The sequence below is a fragment of the Ureibacillus galli genome, assembly GCF_014836845.1.
Lineage (GTDB): Bacteria > Bacillota > Bacilli > Bacillales_A > Planococcaceae > Ureibacillus > Ureibacillus galli.
Map to the genome: position 1 here is coordinate 187,159 of NZ_JACSQA010000003.1, position 22,031 is coordinate 209,189.

Here is a 22,031-nt window from a genome sequence, read left to right on the forward strand (position 1 = left end):
TGAAAAATAGAAAACTACAATTTTCGATTTAAAAGTAACTATTTTGTAATGTATTCCCAATCTATTATCATATATTATTAAATTAGAAAAAGTTGACTAAATATTATATTTATTCTCTTTTTTCTGACTAATAGAATACTAGGAGGAGTGGATTTATGAAACTTAGAAAAATCGTACTTGTGGCAATAGCTTTCTTATTGGCATTTAGTACACCACTGTTCGGTGTGAACAGTACGAGCGCAAAAAGTTTAAAAAACTTGCCTACCATTCAACAAGAAAAAAATGAACCTAACATCCCAGAATCTCTATCAAATCCAAAAAACCCTAATAAAAAAGTTCGAATTGTCGTCGAACTTGACGGGGAACCTGCTATTGAAAAAGCAACAAAAAAAGGAGTTTTATATAAACAACTTAAACGGTCAGAAAAGGAATCAATTGAAACAGCCGTTATGGAAGAACAAGAAAGTGTTCAAGATACATTGAAAAAACAAGTTCCTTCCGTCAAATATATTGAAAACTTTTCGGTTGTATTCAATGGATTCTCAGCAGAAGTAGAAGCAAAATATGTTGAAAAAATCGCTGCTACATCTGGTGTTAAAGCTGTCTATGAGTCTACTGAATATGAGAGACCGGAAGTAAAACCGGATATGATTCATTCAAAGGAATTAGTTCAAGCTCAACGCGCATGGAATGAATACGGTTTTGAAGGTGAAGGAATGGTTGTCGGTATTATTGATACTGGTATCGATCCTAGCCATAAAGATATGATTTTATCGGATGAAAGTACTGCTGAACTAACTAAAGAGGAAGTAAATGCTCTTTTATCAGACGGGTCAATTAAAAACGGCCAATATTATACAACAAAAGTACCTTTTGGTTATAACTATATGGACGGAAATGATGAAATTTTAGATTTAGGTCCCGATGCATCGATGCATGGTATGCACGTTGGTGGTACAGTTGCAGCGAACGGGGATGAAGAAAACGGCGGCATTAAGGGGGTAGCTCCTGAAGCACAGCTTTTAGCTTTAAAAGTATTCGGAAATGATCCAAACTTTTCTTCCACATACGGTGATATTTATATTAAAGCGATTGATGATGCTATCAAGTTAAACGCCGATGTATTAAACATGTCATTAGGTTCTCCAGCAGGCTATGTTGATGAATCTAGCCCAGAACAACAAGCCGTATCAAGAGCTACAGAAAATGGTATTATCGTTTCCATTTCTTCCGGTAACTCCGATATGTATGGTTCTGGATATTTTTATCCTTATGCTGAAAACCAAGATTATGGTGTAACAGGATCTCCTGGTATATCATACGACTCCATTAGTGTTGCTTCTATTGAAAATTCAATGATTACAGCATACAGTTTTTCATATCAAGTCGATGGAGCACCTTCTGGGGAAGCACTTTATTTATTAGCAAATGATGCAAACCCTATCGATGCATTTAATGGACAAGTTGAAGTAATGGATGCCGGATTTGGAACTGCCGCAGATTTTGAAGGGAAAGATTTTTCAGGTAAAGTCGCTTTAATTTCCCGTGGCTCCAATACATTTGTTGAAAAGGGTTTAAACGCACAAGAAGCAGGTGCAGTAGCAGCCATTATTTACAACAACACTGAAGGTACTATTAATATGGCAACAGACCCAGGTATTAAAATTCCATTCATGTCCATTTTAAAAACGGATGGACAAGCTTTAAAATCTGCTTTAGACAAAAATCAAAGTGTAACAATTTCCTTTAATGGAGACTTCATTGAGACTCAAAATCCTAGTGCGGGACAATTAAGTAGTTTTACTTCTTGGGGTCCTACGCCTAACTTAGATTTCAAACCGGAAATTACAGCACCTGGTGGCAACATTTTCTCTACATTAAACGATAATGAATACGGTTTAATGAGCGGTACTTCTATGGCGGCACCACATGTAGCAGGTGGTAGTACACTTGTTTTAGAGCGGGTTGATCAAGAATTTAATGCTACTGGTGCAGATAGAGTTCAAATTGCGAAAAATTTATTAATGAATACGGCACTTCCAATCGAAACTTCTCCAGGTGAATACGTTTCACCGCGCCGACAAGGAGCTGGATTAATGCAACTTGCAAACGCCCTTTCAACGGATGTCATCGTGACGAACTCAAAAACTGGTGAAGCAAAGGTTGCATTAAAGGAAATCGAAAATGACCAATTTACTTTTACTTTAGTTGCAGAAAACTTCTCAAATGAGGAGAAAACCTATGATGTTCAAACCCAACTTCAAATCGACATGCCTGTAAATGCTGGTGATGGGTTATATGTAACCGTTCCGAACACATATGGTCAATATGTTCTTACAGAAGAAGAAGCGGATATTAATTCTCCTGAATCCGTTACGATTCCTGCGAATGGTACAAAGGAAATAACGGTCTCTGTAGATGTTTCCAATCTGCCCGCAGAAATTCGCTCGATTTATTCAAATGGCTTCTTCGTTGATGGTTTTGTTCGATTAGTTGATCCAAACGAGGAAGTAACAAGTAATGTACCATTAACTGTACCGTTCTTTGGATTTAACGGCGGTTGGGATGATGCACGCATCTTTGATTACTTTGCATGGGATAATTTAACTTATTGGGGTTATACAGCTTTAGCTGATGAACAAGGCTCCTTTATTACAGGTGGAGGAGAAGAGTTTGATGCATCACGATTCGGTTTCTCTCCTAATGGCGACGGCGTTCGTGACCAAGCAATCCCTGTCTTTTCACTATTCCGTAATGCGAAGCAATTGAAAGTGGAAGTTGTCGATACGAACGGAAAAGTTTTACGTACACTCCGTACTGCCAACAACTTAACAAAACATTATTCATCTGAAAATCCATACACTTACAACAGTAATTATGGTTGGGATGGAAAAATAAATAATGCCATTGCTAAAGACGGAAATTATATTATCCGTGTAAGTGGTGTAATCGATTATGAAGGAGCAGAATGGCAGTCTATCGAATTCCCTATTAAGGTTGATACGGTAGCTCCGAGCGCTAAAGTAACTTTCGATTCTTCATCCAAAAAGGTTACTGTTTCAAATCCAACTGATAATAAAGGTGGAACTGGAGCAGAATATTGGCAAGTATATGTAAATGGAGAAGCGGTATCAGAAGCTCTTCCTCTATCTACAACAACATTTACAATTAGCAAAGAATTAACGAATAAGGATAAAATTTCAGTACAATTAGTGGACGTTGCACGGAATACTCAAAAGTATGATTTCCAACTAAAAAGTAATGAAGAAAAAACACCTCCTGTAATTTATATCGAAAATCCAAATTACTTCGATGTATTTAACACGAACGAAATCGAGGTAAAAGGAACAATTGAAGATGATTCAAAAATCACTTCCGTTACGGTGAATGATCAAAAAGCATCCTTCGATGGTGTTAATTTCTCTCATACTTTAAATCTTAAAGATGGTTTCCAAGATATTCGTGTAAAAGCGATCGACGAATTCTCAAATGAAATGCAAATTTCTCGTAAAGTTTTCGTTGATACACAATTACCTACAATTACAATTGGAAAGATTCCTAAAAACACGAAAGAAAGTGTCGTTGTCGTTCCAGTTACTTTAAAAGATAATTTTGATGAAGTTCGATTAACAGTAAATGGAGACGAAAAATTCTTACACGAATTATCAGAACCATACGAAATGAAAGGTTATGAAGAACGAGTGGAAGTTGAACTTCCATTAGTGGATGGTAATAACGAATTTATTTTTGAAGTAGAAGATTTAGCAGGAAATGTTACAACGAAAACGGTTCAAATTAAAAAGAACGGTAAACCAGGTAAGGGAAAAAATAAATAAACGATATTGATAAATGAAAAAGCCTATAATGGTAGATTTTAAATCTATCCATTACAGGCTTTTCCTCTTCCTTGCTTAATAGAAAATCATTTAGCGTTTTACTTAAGTTCTCCCGCTTTCAGTTTACTATGCCAATCTTGTAAGAAAGGTATATCGTTTCCTTCAATTACTCCCGTTTCTGATGCAGCTTCCACAAGGTAATCGAAGTTTGTTAACGAAACATAGTTCACTCCCACTTCTTCAAAAGCTTGTTCTGCGCGAGGTAAATTATATGTATAAACACATACGACACCAACAACTTCACATCCAGCTGCACGTAATGCTTCGACAGCTGTAATGGATGAACCGCCAGTAGAAATAATATCTTCTACTACAACAACTTTTTGACCAGGTTGAATTTTCCCTTCAATTTGATTCCCTCGACCATGTTCCTTTGCTTTTGAACGAACATAAACCATTGGTAACTCCAAAAGTTCAGAAACCCAAGCAGCATGTGGAATCCCAGCCGTAGCTGTCCCAGCAATAACCTCTGTTTCAGCAAAATGTTTTTTAATATTCTCCGCAAGACCTTGAGCAATTTGTTTACGTACAGTGACATCCGAAATTGTTAATCGTGTATCACAATAAATTGGTGATTTGATGCCCGACGCCCATGTAAATAATTCTGTTGGATTTAATTCAACCGCTCCAACCTTTAACATACCTTTTGCAATTTCCTTTTGTACTGACATTTATTTTCCCTCCCATAATGAACAAACTTCTTTATATGCAGCTAGTGGATCCTTTGAGCCCGTTATAGCACGACCAACTACGATAAGAGAGGAACCATCCGCGCGGGCTCCATCTGGAGTCGCAATACGTTTTTGATCATGGGCATCTCCACCTGCTAAACGGATGCCAGGAGTGACACGTAAAAATTCATTCCCACACTCGTTCGCAATCAGTTTTGCCTCTTGAACAGAACATACAACTCCATCAAGTTGTGCTTGTTTTGATATTTTTGCATAATGAAGAACTGATTCTAGTAGAGATAATTGAATTTGTTGTTCTTTTTTCATTTGCTCTTCCGTTGTAGAAGTCAGCTGGGTTACTGCAATTAATTTTGCTCTTTTCTTGCCAACTGGAGTACCCGCTTCAAGTCCTTCTAGGGCCGCTTCCATCATTTGAATACCACCAGCAGCATGAACATTGACAAGATCGACTCCTAAACGAGCTAACCCTTTCATTGCCGATTTAACCGTATTCGGAATATCATGAAGCTTTAAATCTAGAAAAATATCATGCCCCTGTTCCTTTACTTTCCGAACAATTTCAGGGCCTTCTTGTAAATAAAGTTCCATCCCGATTTTAACGAACAACGGCTCCTGAAAATGGTGAAGAAATTGAAATACTTCTTGTTCGCTAGGAAAGTCTAACGCAATAATTGGTTTGCTGTTCATTTATCGGTGGCTCCTTCCGATGATTTCTTTAATATGTTTTACACCTAGTTCTTCTAATTTAGCTGGTAATGCATCAATAATATTCGGGCACACGAATGGATCGACAAAGTTTGCTGTCCCAACGGCAACTGCAGAAGCTCCTGCCGACATAAAATCAATGACGTCTTGCGCGCAAGAAACACCACCCATTCCAATAATCGGAATCGAAACCGCTTTGTACACATCGTATACCATACGAATCGCAACAGGTTTTACAGCAGGGCCAGATAGTCCGCCAGTTCCATTCGCAATGACCGGTTTCCCTGTTCGTTCATCAAGGCGCATACCGATTAACGTATTTATCATCGTTATTCCATCTGCTCCACCAGCTTCAACCGCTTTCGCAATTTCAACAATATCTGTTACATTCGGTGAAAGTTTTACATAAACAGGTACAGTCGAAACTGCTTTTACAGCTTCCACTAGTTCCCGGGCAACAACTGGATCTGTTCCGAAAGTAATCCCACCATGCTTTACATTTGGACAAGAAATATTTAATTCTAAAGCTTTTACATTTGGAGCGGTTGATATTTTTTTTGCCACTTCTACATAGTCTTCCGTAGTTGTACCAGCAACGTTCGCAATAATCGGTACGTCAAAACGCTCAAGCCATGGAAGTTCATTTGCCATTACCTTTTCTAAACCAGGATTTTGTAATCCAATCGCATTTAACATCCCAGCAGGTGTTTCAGCAACCCTCGGCGTTGGGTTTCCTAAACGCGTTTCCACCGTAGTCGCTTTAATCATAATGGCTCCTAGCTTAGAGAGATCATAAAGACCTCCATATTCTTTACCAAAACCAAAACAACCAGAAGCAGGCATGATCGGATTTTTTAATTCTAAACCTGGGAGTTGAATTGTTAAACGTCTCATAGTTGCACAACTCCTTTCGGGAATACGGGTCCATCTGAACATACTTTTACATAATCTTTATCTGTGCTGTCTGTCGTTTTACAAACGCATGCAAAACACGCACCTATGCCACAACCCATGCGTTCTTCGAAGGAAAGGTAACCTTCCTTATTCGGATAAAATTGCTCTAATGCTCTTAGCATCGGCATTGGTCCACAAGCATAGAAAACATCAAACTCAGGTTTTAACTCTTCTAATAAATCTGTTACAAAACCTTTCGTTCCCTTCGTACCGTCCACAGTAACGAAATGCGTATCGCCTAATGTTGAAAACTGTTCTTCATAAAAAGTGACTTCTTCAGTGGCAAAACCGAATACTTGGATTGTTCGAATGCCTCGTGCATTCAACTGTTTAGCTAGTTCATATAACGGTGGTACGCCAATTCCACCACCTACTAGTAAAGCCGTCCCACCTTCTGGAGCTGTCTCCACTGAGAATCCATTACCTAAAGGACCGAGAACATCGACTTCATCTCCAACTTGCTTTTGAGATAAAAGCTTTGTTCCTCTCCCTTCAGCACGATAAATGAGCGTTACTTCTCCTGTTTCTTTATCAATATTCGCTATACTTATAGGTCGTCGAAGAAGTGGCTCAAAAGTTTCTGACACTCGAATATGGACAAATTGTCCAGGATTCATGTCCTGAACAATTTGACCTTGTAAAGTTAGTTCAAAAATATGATGAGCAATTTCACTTTGACGAACGACGATCATTCGCTCTTGTTGGATCATTAATGAAATACCTCCGCTTTTGGCATTTCTTCTGCCGTAAATGTCATCGATTCGATTACTTCTAACATCGCTTCTGCTGTATCTAATGATGTTAAACATGCAACACCATTTTCAACGGATTCCCGTCGAATACGGAAACCGTCACGAGCAGGCTGTTTCCCTTTTGTTAATGTATTTACTACTAGTTGAGCTTCACCGTTTTGAATGACATCTAACAATGTTTTTTCTTTAGAACCGATTTTTCCTACTACATCAACTTGAATACCGGCTTCTGCAAAACTTTTAGCTGTACCTTCTGTTGCCATAATACGATAGCCGACTGTGTTAAAACGTTTAGCTAAGCCAATTGCCTCTTCTTTATCTTTATCGGAAACAGTAAACAATACCGTTCCATGGCTTTTAATTTCCATACCAGATGCTACAAAGCCTTTGTATAATGCTTTTTCAAAGGTAGCATCTTTCCCCATTACTTCCCCTGTCGATTTCATTTCAGGTCCTAACGTAATGTCTACACGGCGTAGTTTGGCAAAACTAAATACCGGTACTTTTACGAATACACCTTTTTGTTCTTTTGCAAGACCTGTTTTATAACCTTGTTCTAAAATCGATTGACCAAGAATTGCCTTTGTTGCAATATTAGCCATCGGAATGTTTGTAATTTTACTTAAGAACGGTACAGTACGGCTCGAACGAGGATTTACTTCGATAACGTAAATTTCCCCTTTTGATAAAACATATTGAATGTTCATTAATCCTACAATATTTAGTCCTTTAGCTAATCGAGTCGTATAATCGACTAAAGTGGCCTTTTGTTCTTCTGTTAATTTTTGTGGCGGATATACAGAAATCGAGTCACCAGAGTGCACTCCTGCCCGTTCAACGTGTTCCATAATACCTGGAATTAATACGTTCTCTCCATCACAAATTGCATCTACTTCTAATTCTTGACCCGTTAAATAACGGTCAACTAATACTGGATGATCTGGAGAAGCTTCTACCGCATTTTCCATGTAATGTTCTAATTCCTGTTCATTATAGACAATTTCCATTGCACGCCCACCAAGTACATAAGAAGGGCGAACTAATACTGGGAAGCCAAGTTTTTTACCGATTTCTAATGCTTCTTCTGTTGATACTGCCGTTTCACCAGCTGGTTGTGGAATGCCTAATTCATGTAAAGCTTGTTCAAATTTATCACGATTCTCCGCCCGATCAATCGCTTCTAAACTAGTACCTAAAATGTTCACACCATTTTCAGCTAGTTTATTCGCTAAGTTAATTGCCGTTTGACCGCCAAACTGAACTACTACACCAATTGGCTTTTCAAGGTCAATAATATGCATTACATCTTCAATAGTTAGTGGTTCGAAGTACAGCTTATCTGAAATTGAAAAGTCTGTTGATACTGTTTCAGGGTTCGAGTTAATAATGATTGCTTCGTATCCTGCTTCTTGAATCGCCCATACAGAGTGTACGGTTGCATAGTCAAACTCAACCCCCTGACCGATTCGAATCGGACCAGAACCTAAAACAACAACAGATGGTTTATCCGTTACGATTGATTCGTTTTCATCTTCATAAGTTCCGTAGAAGTATGGTGTTGTTGATTCAAATTCTGCAGCACAAGTATCCACCATTTTATAAACTGGTATGATTCCTTGTTCTTTTCTATATTCGTACAGTTCTGTTTCAGTTGTTTGCCATAGTTCCGCAATTTTCTTATCAGCAAAGCCCATACGTTTAGCTTGGCGTAAAATTGCAGGATTATTTACGTTTTCTGTTAAAGTTGATTCCATTTGTATAATGTTTTGAAGTTTATTTAAGAACCATAAGTCAATTTGGGACCATTCATGGATTTGTTCAATCGTTACCCCACGACGAAGAGCTTCCGCTATGAAGAATAGACGTTCATCTCCAGCTTTACGTATACGTTTTTCAATCCAGTTATCGGAATTGTCATCCGCGTGTTTTAATTCGATATGGACTTGACCAGTTTCTAAAGAACGTACCGCTTTTAAAATGGCTTCCTCAAACGTACGGCCTAATGCCATTACTTCTCCAGTAGCCTTCATTTGAGTTCCTAAATTACGTTTTGCCGATTCAAATTTGTCAAATGGCCAACGTGGAATTTTAGCTACGATATAGTCAAGGGCTGGTTCAAAGTCTGCATAGGTCGAACCTGTTACTGGGTTAATAATTTCATCTAAAGTTAAACCTACCGCAATTTTAGCTGCAAGTTTTGCAATTGGATAACCTGTTGCTTTTGATGCTAATGCTGACGAACGAGATACCCTTGGATTTACTTCAATAACATAGTAATTAAAACTGTTTGGATCAAGGGCTAATTGAACGTTACATCCACCTTCAATTTTTAATGCACGAATAATATCCAATGAAATGTTACGCAACATTTGATATTCACGATCCGATAACGTTTGGGAAGGTGCCACTACGATAGAATCTCCAGTATGGATTCCTACTGGGTCGAAGTTTTCCATGTTACAAACAACAATCGCGTTATCGATAGAGTCTCGCATTACTTCATATTCTATTTCTTTGTAGCCGGCAATCGATTTTTCTAGTAAACATTGAGTAACTGGGCTATATTTTAAACCGCTCGTTACGATTTCCTCTAATTCTTGATCGTTGTGGCAAATACCTCCGCCTGTTCCACCTAGGGTAAAGGCAGGTCGAACGATTACTGGGTAACCGATTTTTTCAACAAAGTTCTTTGCTTCCTGTAAGTTATGAATAATATCTGACTCCGGTACAGGTGCTCCTAGTTCATACATTAAGTTACGGAATTGGTCTCGGTCTTCCGCTTTATGAATCGCATCAAGTTTTGTTCCTAAAATCTCAATTCCTAACTCATCTAAAATACCCGAGTTGTTTAATTCAATCGCCATGTTTAACCCCGTTTGACCGCCAAGGGTAGGTAAGATGGCATCTGGACGTTCCTTACGTAAAATACGAGAAACAAATTCTAAAGATATTGGTTCGAGATAAACTTTGTCTGCAATTTGCGTATCCGTCATGATCGTTGCAGGGTTTGAGTTAATTAAAATTACACGGTAACCTTCCTCTTTTAACGAAAGACAAGCTTGTGTACCTGCATAGTCAAATTCTGCTGCTTGCCCAATGATGATGGGACCTGATCCGATTACTAAAATAGTTTCTATATCTGTACGTTTAGGCATGTTGTTTCTCCTTCCCTGCATAGGCTTCCATTAATTCAATAAATTCATCAAATAAATGATTTGAATCTTCCGGCCCAGGTGAAGCTTCTGGGTGATATTGTACGGTAAACACTGGATATTTCTTATGGCGTAACCCTTCTACTGTTCCATCATTTAAAGCGACATGGGTTACTTCTAAACCTGTTCCTTCTAAAGAATTTTCATCGATGGCATAACCGTGATTTTGGGATGTTAACTCAGTACGTCCAGTACGCAAGTCTTTTACTGGATGATTGGCTCCACGGTGACCGAATGGTAATTTGAAACTTTTTGCACCACAAGCTAGAGCGAATAGCTGGTGACCTAAACAAATACCGAAAATTGGAACTTTTCCGATTAGTTGACGGATTGTTTCAATCCCTTCCGTTACATCTGCTGGATCCCCAGGTCCGTTAGATAGCATAATGCCATCGGGATGCCAAGCTAAAATTTGTTCTGCGGACGTGTTATAAGGAACAACTAAAACGTCACAGTCCCGTTTATTTAATTCTCGTAATATCCCATGTTTCATACCGAAATCCATTAACACGACGCGTTTTCCTCGGCCAGGACTTGGGTAAGCTGCCTTTGGTGAAACTTCTTTCACATGGTTCGTCATAAGCGGTGTAGCTTTTAACATATTCACAACTTGCTCCACATTAACCTCTTCATCAGCAGCAGTTAATATTGCTTTTACTGCCCCTTTACTACGGATAATGCGAGTTAACTTTCGAGTATCAATTCCTTCAATACCAGGAATGTCTTGAGATAATAAGTAATCGTTTAAGGATAGATCACTACGGAAGTTGGATGGTTCTTTAGCTAATTCTCTACAAACCATTCCTTTTATAGCCGGTGTTATTGATTCAAAGTCATCACGGTTAATTCCGTAGTTGCCGATTAATGGGTAAGTAAATGTAACGATTTGTCCATAGAACGACGGATCCGATAAAGTTTCTTGATAGCCAGTCATCCCTGTCGTAAAGACCACTTCCCCTTGAGATGCTTTATCACTACCGAAAGCTTCCCCATTAAAAACTGTTCCATCTTCTAAAATTAATAGTCGTTTTTTCATTATTTTGCCTCCTCATAGACGATGTTGCCTTCTACCATTGTTAATACCGGCCATCCCTTTGCAGTCCAACCATTGAAAGGTGTATTGCGCCCTTTTGATGCAAACTCTTCTGCATTGATTGTTTGTTCTTTTTGTAAGTCGATTAATATCAAGTCAGCCGAAGCACCTACTTCAATTTTCCCGTATGGAAGATCAAAAATTTCAGCAGGTTTTACTGTCATCCAATCGATTAATTGTTTTAACGTCCATTTCCCTGTCTCTACAAATTGGGTATATAAAAGGGGGAATGCTGTTTCAAAGCCAACAATTCCGAAAGGTGCTCCTACCATTCCACAACATTTCTCTTCGACCGTATGAGGTGCATGATCTGTAGCGATACAATCGATTGTGCCATCAAGTAACGCTTGATGTAAGGAATCTTTGTCATCTTTTGCTCGTAATGGTGGGTTCATTTTCCAATTCGCATCATCACTCGGAATATCCATTTCTTCTAATAACAAATGGTGCGGGCAAACTTCAGCTGTTACTCGAATTCCGGCACGTTTCGCATCTCTGACTGCTCGAACGGATTCCTTCGTAGAAACGTGACATACATGATATCGTGCCCCAGCTGCTTCAGCTAAAAGGACATCCCGGGCAATTTGTACTGATTCACAGATGGAAGGTATTCCTGGTAAACCAAGCTCTTTGTTTCGCTTTCCTTCGTGCATTACCCCGTCGTAGATTAAAGAATTATCTTCACAATGGGCAACGACAACCATGTTAAGCTTAGCTGCATCTTGCATTTGTTCATACATAGTAGCTGCGAGTTGAACGCCAACCCCATCATCCGAAAAAGCAACGGCACCGTGGGCTTTTAATTCCGCTAAATTCGTTCTAGCATCGCCAGATTGGGCAACCGTTAAAGAACCATAAGGAAGAACACGAACTTTTGCATTTTCTTTAATTAAGTGATTAATAAGTTCTAAATTTTCAACTGAATCGGGTACTGGTTTCGTATTCGGCATTGCGCAAATCGTCGTAAAGCCACCCTTTGCAGCAGAGGCTGTACCTGTTTGGATTGTTTCTTTATGCTCAAATCCTGGTTCACGTAAATGGACATGTACATCAACAAAACCTGGCGCAAGTAGATGGCCATTGCCATCGATTACGTCAGCATTATTTGGTTGGTTACCACCAATTGCTGTGATTTTTCCATTTTCAATCGTTACCGTCGTATCCACTAATTCACTTTGTTCATTTAACATTTTGATATTTTGTATAAATTTCGTCATGTTCATCTTCCTTTCAGAATCATTTCTAAAATTGCCATTCTGACATACACGCCATTTCTTACTTGATCAAATATTCTAGAGCGATGACACTCGACTAATTCGGAAACAATTTCTACATCCCGATTTACAGGTGCCGGATGCATAATAATCGCATTTTGTTTCATCTTCGCTTCCCGTTCAAATGTTAAACCGTATTGCTCATGGTAACTTTCCTTAGAAAAACTTTTATTAATTAAATGCCGTTCATGTTGAATGCGCAGTAACATAATGACATCACTATCTTCTAAAAGGCCATCCCATGAGTGATGGGCTTCAAATTCTCCTGCCCACTCCGGTGGACATAAAAACCGAACATTGACTCCTAACCGTTTTAAGGAGGTTGCGTTGGATCTTGCGACACGGCTATGGGAAATATCACCGACAATCGTTACATTTAATCCTTCAAAGGATCCGAATTCCTTATAAATCGTATATAAATCTAATAGACTTTGAGATGGGTGTTGCCCTGCTCCGTCCCCTGCATTTATAACAGCTACTTCAATACCTTCAAGTAATTCATTGTAGTATTCATCTTCTTTTGCTCGTATGACTACAGCATCTAAACCAATCATTTCGAGGGTTTTCACTGTGTCATACATCGTTTCTCCCTTTAGAGCACTTGAAAAGCCTGCATCAAACGGAATGACCGTACATCCTATTTTTCTTTCAGCCATTTCAAAACTTGTTTTTGTCCTTGTACTTGGTTCGAAGAAAAGATTTGCTACGTTATAAGATTTTGTTAATTTACTGAGCTCCCCTGCTTCAAATTGAGCTGCCCGTTCAATAATTGCCATGACATCTTCATTCGATAAATGTTCCATTGAAAGTAAATTTTTCATTGTCTTTTCCTCCAAATACACTTGATAAAAAAAGCCTCGCATTCGTTTGCGAGGCTTAGGAGGTATAACAAGCTAAGGCGACGTTAAAAAAACGCACCTAGTTTGTCTATTCCCCTTCTTTGCCTCTCTGGACAATTCATTAAAAGGTATCTTTATTCTTCTAAATTATTAACTTCTTTTTCTCTTCCCGGTAAAACAAGGTTCAAAATAACCCCTACGATTGCCGCTAATGCCATTCCTTCAATGGCAAAGGATTCATTAAATCTTAGGGCTGCTCCTCCAATCCCTACTACTAAAATGACAGAGGCGATCACCATGTTTCGATTATTTCCAAAGTCAATTTTGTTTTCAACTAGCATTCGTAATCCACTGGAAGCGATTATACCAAATAACAAGATGGAAATACCGCCAAGTACTGCTGTAGGGATTGTTTGTATTAATGCCATCGCTTTTCCAAAGAAGGAGAACAAAATCGCCAGAACAGCTGCTCCAAAAATAACGTAGACCGAAAACACTCTTGTAATTGCTAGAACACCAATGTTTTCCCCGTAAGTCGTTTTCGGTGGACCTCCTAGCAAGGCACTAATAAATGTTCCTAATCCATCCCCTAGTAGAGATCTATGTAAACCAGGTTCTTTTAAATAATTTCGGTTGACTACTTTTCCTAGAACTAATTGATGGCCGATATGTTCTGATATCGTCACAATGACGATTGGTACCATTGCAAGTAAAATGGATGAAGTGACATTAAATTCATAATGTACACCTGGAATTAAGAAGTTCGGTACCTGAAAGAGATTTGCTTCTTTAACTGGTGTAAAGTCCACTATACCAACGATGGCTGAATAAATGTAACCAACGATTAATCCAAGGAGGATCGGCATTGTGCTTAAAATATTTTTAAAGTATACGTTAAAAATGATTGCTGCGAACAAAGTGACTAAAGCTGCTGAAAAGTGCAGGAAGCTGTATTCTCCTTTGAAGTTCATCGCCATATCTACTGCTGTCCCTGATAGTCCAAGACCGATTACGATAATTACTGGCGCTACGACAATTGGAGGTAATAAACGCATGAGCCATTTATATCCTGTCTTCCAAATAAGGAGTGAGACGATTCCGTATACGATTCCAACTGCCATCGCTCCAATCATCGCATTACCTGGATGAACACTTTCTCCATTTTTTACGCCACCTGCTGCTATTAAAATTGGCGTAATAAAAGCAAAGGATGAACCTAAATAGGCTGGCACTTTAAATTGTGTTATTAATAAAAATATGATGGTTGCAATTCCGCTTGTTAGTAATGCAATGGAAGGACTTAATCCTACAAGCTGTGGTACTAAAATAGTTGAACCAAACATGGCAAACATATGTTGGAAACTAAGCGTAATCAGCTGTCCCGACGTTGGTTTATCTTGGATGTCCAAAACTGCTTTTGACATGTTTATCCCTCACTTCCCCTAATCTACTTTGTGTAGTGTTACACTATCTTCTTTATCGACTTCTGTTAAGCAAACAACGATTCTTTCTAGACTGGAAGTTGGAATGTTTTTCCCAACATAATCAGCTCGAATTGGTAGTTCTCGATGTCCTCTGTCAACTAATACTGCAAGTTGGATTTGCGCTGGACGTCCTAAATCCATAATGGCATCAAGGGCAGCTCGAACTGTCCGTCCTGTATATAGAACATCATCCACAAGGACGATTTTTTGATTGTTTACAACGTAGTCAATATCGACTTGTTGTACGAGGGCTTCCCCATTTTCATTTTTTGTCGATAAATCATCCCGATATAACGTGATATCTAACTCACCTGTGCGAATAGGCTTTCCTTCGATTTTTGTAATCTTTTCCGCAAGTCTTCGAGCTAAAAAAGCACCCCGAGTCTTAATGCCGACTAAAATACATTCATCGATTCCTTTGTTTCGCTCAATAATTTCGTGGGCAATTCTTGTTAATGCCCGATTCATTGAAGGTCCATCTAATAGTTCAGTAATTTGTCCCATTTCATTTCCTCCTCCCAATTTTACTTCCATAGCATGGTCAGCTACTTTCCAAATCAGTTCGTCTTTTTAATGACTAAACAGAGAGTGTTACCGTTAGACATAAAAAAACCTCCTAAGCACCAGCTTAAGAGGTTGGATATACGTGTTGAAAAAACATGTTTGGACATTTTCATGGGTCAACAACTTTGGACACCAATGCCATTTTAATCCCCAAACAATTTTTTACTAAAAATCGGTAGGTTATAAATGGTCATAAAAATTCCATAACAATTCTACATGTACCTTCTCAGCCTCTCTGGACTGCCATTAAAGGTGAATATTTAATTTTAAATTTTAAATTTCATTCCCATCACAGTGGGTAATTCACTGTTGTCAGTATAGACTTAAAACTAAAGGAAGTCAACATCGTTTAGAAAATTAATTTTATTAATGATTATACTTCTTTTCGTAGTTGTTCTAATAATTCCACATAATCATCAGGAAGTGGTACTTCAAATTCTAAATATTCTTCTGTCGTCGGGTGTACAAAACCTAATACACCTGCATGAAGAACTTGTCCTCCAAAATCAATTGTTTTCTTTGGCCCATATTTAGGATCTCCAACTAATGGGTAGCCAATATAATTCATATGGACACGAATTTGATGGGTACGGCCCGTTTCTAAACGGCACTCGACTAGAGTAAATTTGCCGCCAATTCGTTCTTTAACATGGAAATGAGTAACAGCATGCTTGCCATTATCGACAATCGCTTGTTTTTGACGATCTTTTGGATCACGTCCAATCGGTGCATCAATCGTCCCTTTATCATGGGCAATATGACCATGAACTAATGCTGTATACTTTCTTGTGACGGTTTTATTAACTAATTGTTCAACTAAAGAATGATGGGCATGATCATTTTTAGCAACCATCAATAAACCAGAAGTATCCTTATCAATTCGGTGTACAATACCCGGTCTTAAAACACCATTGATACCTGATAAATCGGTACATTGGAACATTAAGCCATTTACTAAAGTACCCGTCATATGTCCTGGTGCTGGATGTACAACCATCCCTTTCGGTTTATTTACGACTAGTACATCCTGGTCTTCATAAATAATATCTAAATTTAAATTTTCTGGAATAACCTCTAACGGTTCTGCTTCCGGGACATCAATTTCAATGATATCGCCTTGTTTTACTTTATATTTTGCTTTGACTTCTTCACCATTAACTTTGATGATACCATCAGTAACCCAAGTTGCTACTTGCGTTCTAGACCAATCTTCTTGAATGGTTGATAGAGCTTTATCAATACGCTCTCCTGCATTGTTTTCGTCTATTGTAATTGTTACAACTGTCATTCTTTCACCTTTTTCTTTTCATCTCGCTCTTCTTTGAGCATTACTAATATAAGCATAACCACTGAAATCGTTAATGCGGCATCTGCTATATTAAATATCGGGAAGTCATAATTAATAATTGGAACTAGTATATCAACAAAATCGACAACTTCCCCTCGGAAAAGTCGATCAATAAAATTTCCTAATGCTCCACCTAATAATATCATTAAACTAATAGCAAATAACGGTTTACCTTTTGCTTGTTTATGGAAATAATAAATTACACCTGCAATAACAGCGAGTGTTACGATGAAGAAAATCCACATTTGACCTTGTAACATACCCCATGCTGCTCCACGATTTCGATGGGAAAGAATCGCAAACCATGGATCCCAAACCGCTATACGTTCACCATATTCCATATTTTTCACAATTAACCATTTCGTCCATTGGTCTAATAATACAACAATTACAGCTAAACTATAGTACTTATACACAGTATTCCCCCGTTTGCCAATAATCTTTACTACAAAAAAACATCGAAATGAATGTAATTCAAGTCATGTTTTTTTCCTTTTATCATCAGTATAAAACAACCGCTCCCGGGAATCGAGAGCGGTGAATCATCTAATTAAACATAATGTTTTTCAATCACATCAGCACAACGGCTACATAATGTTGGGTGGGATGCATTTTGTCCAACAGTTTCTGAATAGGACCAACAACGTTCACATTTCTCGCCTTCCGCTTTTTCCACAACAATCGCAGTTTTTTCAAGAACAAGTGCATTTGCAGGTGCACCTTCTTTATTAGCTACTACTTCAAGTTGGGAAACGATACAACTTTGGGCAAAGTCAATCGCAGGATCATTTAAAAGTTCAGCTAGCTCATTATCCGCATAAATCTTCACTTTTGCTTCTAACGACTTACCAATTGTTTTCGCATTACGTGCTTCTTCAAGAGCTTTTAACACTTCATCGCGGATTCCAATTACTTTATCCCATTTAGCGCGTAGTTCAGTAAAGTTACTACGTTCGTCTACCTCAGGGAAATCTGTTAATTGGACAGATACTTCTTCTTCATTTAAATAAGACCATAATTCATCTGTAGTATGTGGAAGAATTGGTGTTAATACTTTTAATAAAGTTAATAAAGTATCATACATAACCGTTTGCATTGCACGGCGATCTTTATTATCTTTTGCTTCAATATACACAACGTCTTTTGCAACATCTAGATAGAATGCTGATAATTCAACCGCAACAAAGTTATTGATTGTATGGTAAACAGATGCGAATTCATAACGGTCATACGCTTTTCGTACTGTTTTTAATACATCTTGCAAACGCATATACATGTATTGGTCCATTTCCCGTAAATCTTCATAAGCAATCCGATTAGTTTTTGGATCGAAATCAGCAACGTTCCCGTGTAAGAAGCGAAGAGTGTTCCGAATTTTACGGTATACTTCAGAAATTTGTTTTAACATATCCATTGAAATTCGAACATCAGCAGTATAATCAACAGATGCAACCCATAAACGGAGAATATCAGCACCATATTGATTCATTACTTTTTCAGGGATAATGACGTTTCCTAAAGATTTACTCATTTTTCGGCCATCACCATCTAAAACGAAGCCATGGGTTAATAATCCTTTATAAGGTGCATAACCGTTAATTGCTACCGAAGTAATTAATGATGAATTGAACCATCCACGGTGTTGGTCAGAACCTTCAAGATATAAATCAGCAGGATATTTCATCCCTCTTTCCACAAGGACACCTTGGTGGGATGAACCAGAGTCGAACCATACATCCATAATATCGTTTTCTTTTGTAAATTTGCCATTTGGGCTACCTGGATGAGTAAACCCTTCAGGTAAAAGATCTTTTGCTTCCCTTTGGAACCAAATGTTTGAGCCATGTTCACGGAATAACTTTGAAACATGGGCAATTGTTTCCGAAGTAATAATCTCTTCTCCATTTTCAGCATAGAATACTGGAATTGGAACACCCCAAGCCCGTTGTCTTGAAATACACCAGTCTCCACGATCACGAAGCATATTGTAAAGACGTGTTTCACCCCATGTTGGTGTGAAAGCAGTTTCTTCTACTGCATTTAATAATTCATCACGGAAAGCTTCTACCGAACAGAACCATTGCGGCGTTGCACGATAAATAACAGGCTTTTTCGTACGCCAGTCATGTGGATACGAATGGGTAATGAACGATAACTTTTCTAAAGCACCGACTTCTTTTAATTTCTCCGTCATTACTTTATTAGCATCATCATAAAATAATCCTTCAAATCCTGGAGCTTCGTGAGTATAACATCCTTGGTCGTTAATTGGGCTAAGTACTTCTAACCCGTATCTTTTCCCTACTAGGAAGTCATCTTCCCCGTGACCAGGAGCCGTATGAACACATCCAGTACCTGCTTCAGTTGTTACGTGATCACCAACCATGACTAATGAATCGCGATCATAAATTGGATGTTTGGCAACAATATACTCAAGATCTGCCCCTTTTACTTCTTGAATAATCTCAGTATTTTCCCATTCAAGTGTTTGGGAAACCGTTTCAAGCAAATCTTTTGCGATAATAAATTTATGATCATTTGCAGCTACGACAACATACGTAATTTCAGGATTCACTGAAATTCCTAAGTTAGCGGGAATTGTCCATGGTGTTGTCGTCCAAATAATGAATTTAGCATCTTCTGGCACAACACCTTTTGTATCTTTAATTTCAAAGCTTACATAAATAGACGGTGATTTAATGTCTTTATATTCAATTTCCGCTTCCGCTAATGCTGATTCAGAAGATGGTGACCAATATACCGGTTTTAATCCTTTATAAATATATCCTTTTTCGGCCATTTTTCCGAACACTTCAATTTGACGAGATTCAAATTCTGGTTTTAACGTAATATATGGGTTTTTCCAATCCCCACGAACACCTAAACGTTTAAATTGAGTTTTTTGGTTTTCAATTTGTTCATAAGCGTATTTTTCACAAAGCTCACGGAATTCAGCAATTGTTAATTCTTTACGCTTTACACCTTTGTTTGTTAATGCCTGCTCAATTGGTAAACCATGAGTATCCCAACCTGGAACATAAGGTGCATGGAAACCTGTCATTGAACGATGACGGTTAATCATATCTTTTAACACTTTGTTTAAAGCATGACCGATATGAATATCACCATTTGCATAAGGAGGTCCATCATGTAAAACAAAGTGAGGACGATCTTTTGTACGCTCATTCACTAAAGCGTTAATGTCCATTTCTTCCCATTTTTCTTGCATTTTTGGTTCATTAGCTGGTAAGTTTCCGCGCATTGGGAAATCCGTTTTTGGCATTAGCAACGTATCTTTATACTCTACCATATTAAAATCCTCCTTTAATTTTTCTTAAGTATTTATTCATCATTAGCACCTAAAATAAAAAAAGCTTCACATCCCTAAAGGGACGAGAAGCTATTACTCGTGGTACCACCCTAATTTGCGGATAACAAAATTATTAACCGCCTCTTAGACACTGTAACGTCGTGTGAAACGAAATCACTTAATCAAATACGTCTGCTGCCTTATAAAGCGATTTTGTGTTAAAAAAGCTTAACTTAACGGCATAGAACACGTGTAACTGTTTTAGCACACTCTTTTTTCAGTGATTTAGCTCAGGAGTGATGTTCTTTTTTGAATGTTTCGTTCGAGCTTCCACCATCCTCGAATCGCTTTCAACCACTTTCAAAAAATACTGTCTCCATCAGCGCCAAATAAATATCAATTTTTTATACTCGTGTATCAGTATATGGAAATGAAGAAATGCAGTCAAGTAAATCGATGAAGATAAACAATTATTAACCTTCAGTTGTTATTTCTAAATCATCGTCTTCTTGTCGTGCATGATTTTGAATTTCCGTTAATCCAACGTCATACTCTAATAAATGCTCCCAATCATCCGTGTTTAACAAATCTAATTGGGCTTCAACTAACATTTTAAAACGGTTGCGGAATACTTTAGATTGCTTTTTCAAAGCATCAATTTCAATCGCAATTTTACGAGCTTTTGATAATGCTTCATTTACGATTCGATCTGCATTTTTTTCAGCTTCTTTAATGATTAATTTTGCTTCTTGTTGTGAATTGCGACGAACTTCTTCGGCAGCTTCCTGCGCAACGACAATCGATTTTTGTAACGTTTCTTCTAGTGTATTGTAATGACTCATTTGTTCAGTCATTGTTTTCACTTTATTTTCTAATTCTTTCTTTTCACGAATAATAATTTCATAATCTTTAATGATTTGATCTAAAAATTCATTTACTTCGTCTTCTGCATAACCTCTGAAGCCTCGAGTAAACTCTTTGTTATGTATATCGAGAGGTGATAATGGCATTCGTCAACACTCCTTCTTCATTTAAATATATAAATCTATTATACAGCTTGTCCTTGGAACTTGACATCAAAATTTCGTAAATTTTTACTTAAAACTACTATTTTTTCTCTAATCGTCCTATTTGGAGTCGAATTTTATCCTTTTTCGTTCGACCTTCTGACATCATCACTTTCAATCTTCCAAATCCTCGTACCGACAAAATGTCACCTTCTTGCACTTCAAAGGAAGTATCCTCTCTTACTGTCCAATTTACTTTTACTTTCCCAGCTTTAATTAAGCTTTGGGACTTTTGTCTTGAAAAGTTTAGGACTGTAGCAATAATGACATCTAATCGCATAGAAGATACTGTATAAGTATTATCGAACCACTCTTCTTCGATTTTAACAAGTTGATTAAAATTTATTTGTTCCAACTTCACTTTTGATTTCCCAATTGAATTTAAATTCACGTACACATAATCTTGGACCTCTTTAGCGACAGCAAATTGAATGACATCTCCTTCAATTCTTATATCACCAAACTTACTACGCCCAATTCCTAGTGATAATAAAGCTCCTAACACGTCTGGATGTTTTAACTGAACAAACCTTGAAGGATAATTCACTGCAAAAAAGGAAATTTCAAAATCATTCTCCAATGGTTGGAAGTAGTTTGGACAAATATAAAGTCTTTGCCTTTCCGCATCATCAAATCCACCAAAAGATTGTACCGATAGCTCATTATTTTGGCCAACTATCGAAGTAACAATAAATCTTTCTCGTGGATCTAGAAAATCCGTTAATTTGGGAGCGAAACGGTCTTCCACTTCCCGCTGCCAGCCAATCACTTTTTCTATAAAGGTTTGTTCGTCTTTTCTAAAATGTTGAATTAAATGCTCCATTCTCTCAGCTCACTTTTT

The 22,031-nt window shown here is 37.9% G+C and carries 16 protein-coding genes and 1 other annotated feature; of the genes, 1 reads left to right on the plus strand and 15 read right to left on the minus strand.

The features are described 5' to 3' along the window. The first annotated feature begins 155 nt into the window (after positions 1-155). On the plus strand, positions 156-3,836 hold the full coding sequence (locus tag H9636_RS04080) for a S8 family serine peptidase (RefSeq protein ID WP_191706356.1): 3,681 nt from the start codon (positions 156-158) through the stop codon (positions 3,834-3,836). 98 nt (positions 3,837-3,934) lie between these two features. Here the strand turns inward: H9636_RS04080 and pyrE are convergent, their stop codons facing one another. The 15 genes from pyrE to H9636_RS04155 all read right to left on the minus strand — a co-directional run bounded on the left by pyrE (position 3,935) and on the right by H9636_RS04155 (position 22,013). Then, positions 3,935-4,567, minus strand: a complete 633-nt coding sequence (gene pyrE / locus H9636_RS04085; RefSeq protein WP_191706357.1) for an orotate phosphoribosyltransferase — start codon at positions 4,565-4,567, stop codon at positions 3,935-3,937. Then, entirely contained in the window at positions 4,568-5,275 is a 708-nt protein-coding gene (gene pyrF, locus H9636_RS04090; RefSeq protein ID WP_191706358.1) for an orotidine-5'-phosphate decarboxylase, read from the minus strand. It lies immediately after the preceding gene. Further along, on the minus strand, positions 5,276-6,187 hold the full coding sequence (locus tag H9636_RS04095) for a dihydroorotate dehydrogenase (RefSeq protein ID WP_191706359.1): 912 nt from the start codon (positions 6,185-6,187) through the stop codon (positions 5,276-5,278). Continuing rightward, positions 6,184-6,957 carry a dihydroorotate dehydrogenase electron transfer subunit gene (locus tag H9636_RS04100; RefSeq protein ID WP_191706360.1) on the minus strand — a complete coding sequence of 258 codons (774 nt, stop codon included), beginning with the start codon at positions 6,955-6,957 and terminating at the stop codon, positions 6,184-6,186. The genes H9636_RS04095 and H9636_RS04100 overlap by 4 nt, the downstream gene beginning before the upstream one ends. Then, the gene (gene carB, locus H9636_RS04105; protein WP_191706361.1) at positions 6,957-10,154 is read right to left on the minus strand and encodes a carbamoyl-phosphate synthase large subunit; all 3,198 of its coding nucleotides are present in this window, start codon (positions 10,152-10,154) and stop codon (positions 6,957-6,959) included. Before carB ends, H9636_RS04100 begins: the two co-directional genes overlap by 1 nt. Beyond that, positions 10,147-11,247, minus strand: a complete 1,101-nt coding sequence (locus H9636_RS04110) for a carbamoyl phosphate synthase small subunit (RefSeq protein WP_191706362.1) — start codon at positions 11,245-11,247, stop codon at positions 10,147-10,149. The genes carB and H9636_RS04110 overlap by 8 nt, the downstream gene beginning before the upstream one ends. Then, positions 11,247-12,521: a dihydroorotase gene (locus tag H9636_RS04115; protein WP_191706363.1), complete on the minus strand. Its 1,275-nt coding sequence runs from the start codon at positions 12,519-12,521 to the stop codon at positions 11,247-11,249. Before H9636_RS04115 ends, H9636_RS04110 begins: the two co-directional genes overlap by 1 nt. A gap of 2 nt (positions 12,522-12,523) precedes the next feature. Further along, positions 12,524-13,399, minus strand: coding sequence for an aspartate carbamoyltransferase catalytic subunit (locus tag H9636_RS04120; RefSeq protein ID WP_191706364.1), 876 nt, complete (start codon positions 13,397-13,399; stop codon positions 12,524-12,526). Between the two features lie 152 nt (positions 13,400-13,551). After that, positions 13,552-14,841, minus strand: coding sequence for a solute carrier family 23 protein (locus H9636_RS04125; protein ID WP_191706365.1), 1,290 nt, complete (start codon positions 14,839-14,841; stop codon positions 13,552-13,554). Between the two features lie 18 nt (positions 14,842-14,859). Then, entirely contained in the window at positions 14,860-15,405 is a 546-nt protein-coding gene (pyrR, locus tag H9636_RS04130) for a bifunctional pyr operon transcriptional regulator/uracil phosphoribosyltransferase PyrR (protein ID WP_191706366.1), read from the minus strand. Positions 15,406-15,838: 433 nt separating this feature from the next. Further along, on the minus strand, positions 15,839-16,753 hold the full coding sequence (locus H9636_RS04135; protein ID WP_191706367.1) for an RluA family pseudouridine synthase: 915 nt from the start codon (positions 16,751-16,753) through the stop codon (positions 15,839-15,841). Continuing rightward, positions 16,750-17,229 carry a signal peptidase II gene (gene lspA / locus H9636_RS04140; protein WP_191706368.1) on the minus strand — a complete coding sequence of 160 codons (480 nt, stop codon included), beginning with the start codon at positions 17,227-17,229 and terminating at the stop codon, positions 16,750-16,752. Before lspA ends, H9636_RS04135 begins: the two co-directional genes overlap by 4 nt. A 134-nt stretch (positions 17,230-17,363) precedes the next feature. Further along, positions 17,364-20,123 carry an isoleucine--tRNA ligase gene (gene ileS / locus H9636_RS04145; RefSeq protein WP_191706369.1) on the minus strand — a complete coding sequence of 920 codons (2,760 nt, stop codon included), beginning with the start codon at positions 20,121-20,123 and terminating at the stop codon, positions 17,364-17,366. Positions 20,124-20,198: 75 nt separating this feature from the next. After that, positions 20,199-20,515: a binding site (T-box leader), on the minus strand. Between the two features lie 81 nt (positions 20,516-20,596). Further along, positions 20,597-21,133 carry a DivIVA domain-containing protein gene (locus tag H9636_RS04150; protein WP_191706370.1) on the minus strand — a complete coding sequence of 179 codons (537 nt, stop codon included), beginning with the start codon at positions 21,131-21,133 and terminating at the stop codon, positions 20,597-20,599. A gap of 97 nt (positions 21,134-21,230) precedes the next feature. After that, entirely contained in the window at positions 21,231-22,013 is a 783-nt protein-coding gene (locus tag H9636_RS04155; protein ID WP_191706371.1) for a YlmH family RNA-binding protein, read from the minus strand. Positions 22,014-22,031: the final 18 nt, after the last annotated feature.

Excerpts from the sequence above, each read along its gene's own strand:
- pyrR (WP_191706366.1), bottom strand. The coding sequence starts at position 15,405 with ATGGGACAAATTACTGAACTATTAGATGGACCTTCAATGAATCGGGCA.
- H9636_RS04115 (WP_191706363.1), bottom strand. The coding sequence starts at position 12,521 with ATGACGAAATTTATACAAAATATCAAAATGTTAAATGAACAAAGTGAA.
- H9636_RS04155 (WP_191706371.1), bottom strand. The coding sequence starts at position 22,013 with ATGGAGCATTTAATTCAACATTTTAGAAAAGACGAACAAACCTTTATA.
- pyrE (WP_191706357.1), bottom strand. The coding sequence starts at position 4,567 with ATGTCAGTACAAAAGGAAATTGCAAAAGGTATGTTAAAGGTTGGAGCG.
- H9636_RS04100 (WP_191706360.1), bottom strand. The coding sequence starts at position 6,957 with ATGATCCAACAAGAGCGAATGATCGTCGTTCGTCAAAGTGAAATTGCT.
- H9636_RS04150 (WP_191706370.1), bottom strand. The coding sequence starts at position 21,133 with ATGCCATTATCACCTCTCGATATACATAACAAAGAGTTTACTCGAGGC.
- ileS (WP_191706369.1), bottom strand. The coding sequence starts at position 20,123 with ATGGTAGAGTATAAAGATACGTTGCTAATGCCAAAAACGGATTTCCCA.
- H9636_RS04110 (WP_191706362.1), bottom strand. The coding sequence starts at position 11,247 with ATGAAAAAACGACTATTAATTTTAGAAGATGGAACAGTTTTTAATGGG.
- H9636_RS04095 (WP_191706359.1), bottom strand. The coding sequence starts at position 6,187 with ATGAGACGTTTAACAATTCAACTCCCAGGTTTAGAATTAAAAAATCCG.
- H9636_RS04135 (WP_191706367.1), bottom strand. The coding sequence starts at position 16,753 with ATGACAGTTGTAACAATTACAATAGACGAAAACAATGCAGGAGAGCGT.
- pyrF (WP_191706358.1), bottom strand. The coding sequence starts at position 5,275 with ATGAACAGCAAACCAATTATTGCGTTAGACTTTCCTAGCGAACAAGAA.
- H9636_RS04120 (WP_191706364.1), bottom strand. The coding sequence starts at position 13,399 with ATGAAAAATTTACTTTCAATGGAACATTTATCGAATGAAGATGTCATG.
- H9636_RS04125 (WP_191706365.1), bottom strand. The coding sequence starts at position 14,841 with ATGTCAAAAGCAGTTTTGGACATCCAAGATAAACCAACGTCGGGACAG.
- H9636_RS04080 (WP_191706356.1), top strand. The coding sequence starts at position 156 with ATGAAACTTAGAAAAATCGTACTTGTGGCAATAGCTTTCTTATTGGCA.
- carB (WP_191706361.1), bottom strand. The coding sequence starts at position 10,154 with ATGCCTAAACGTACAGATATAGAAACTATTTTAGTAATCGGATCAGGT.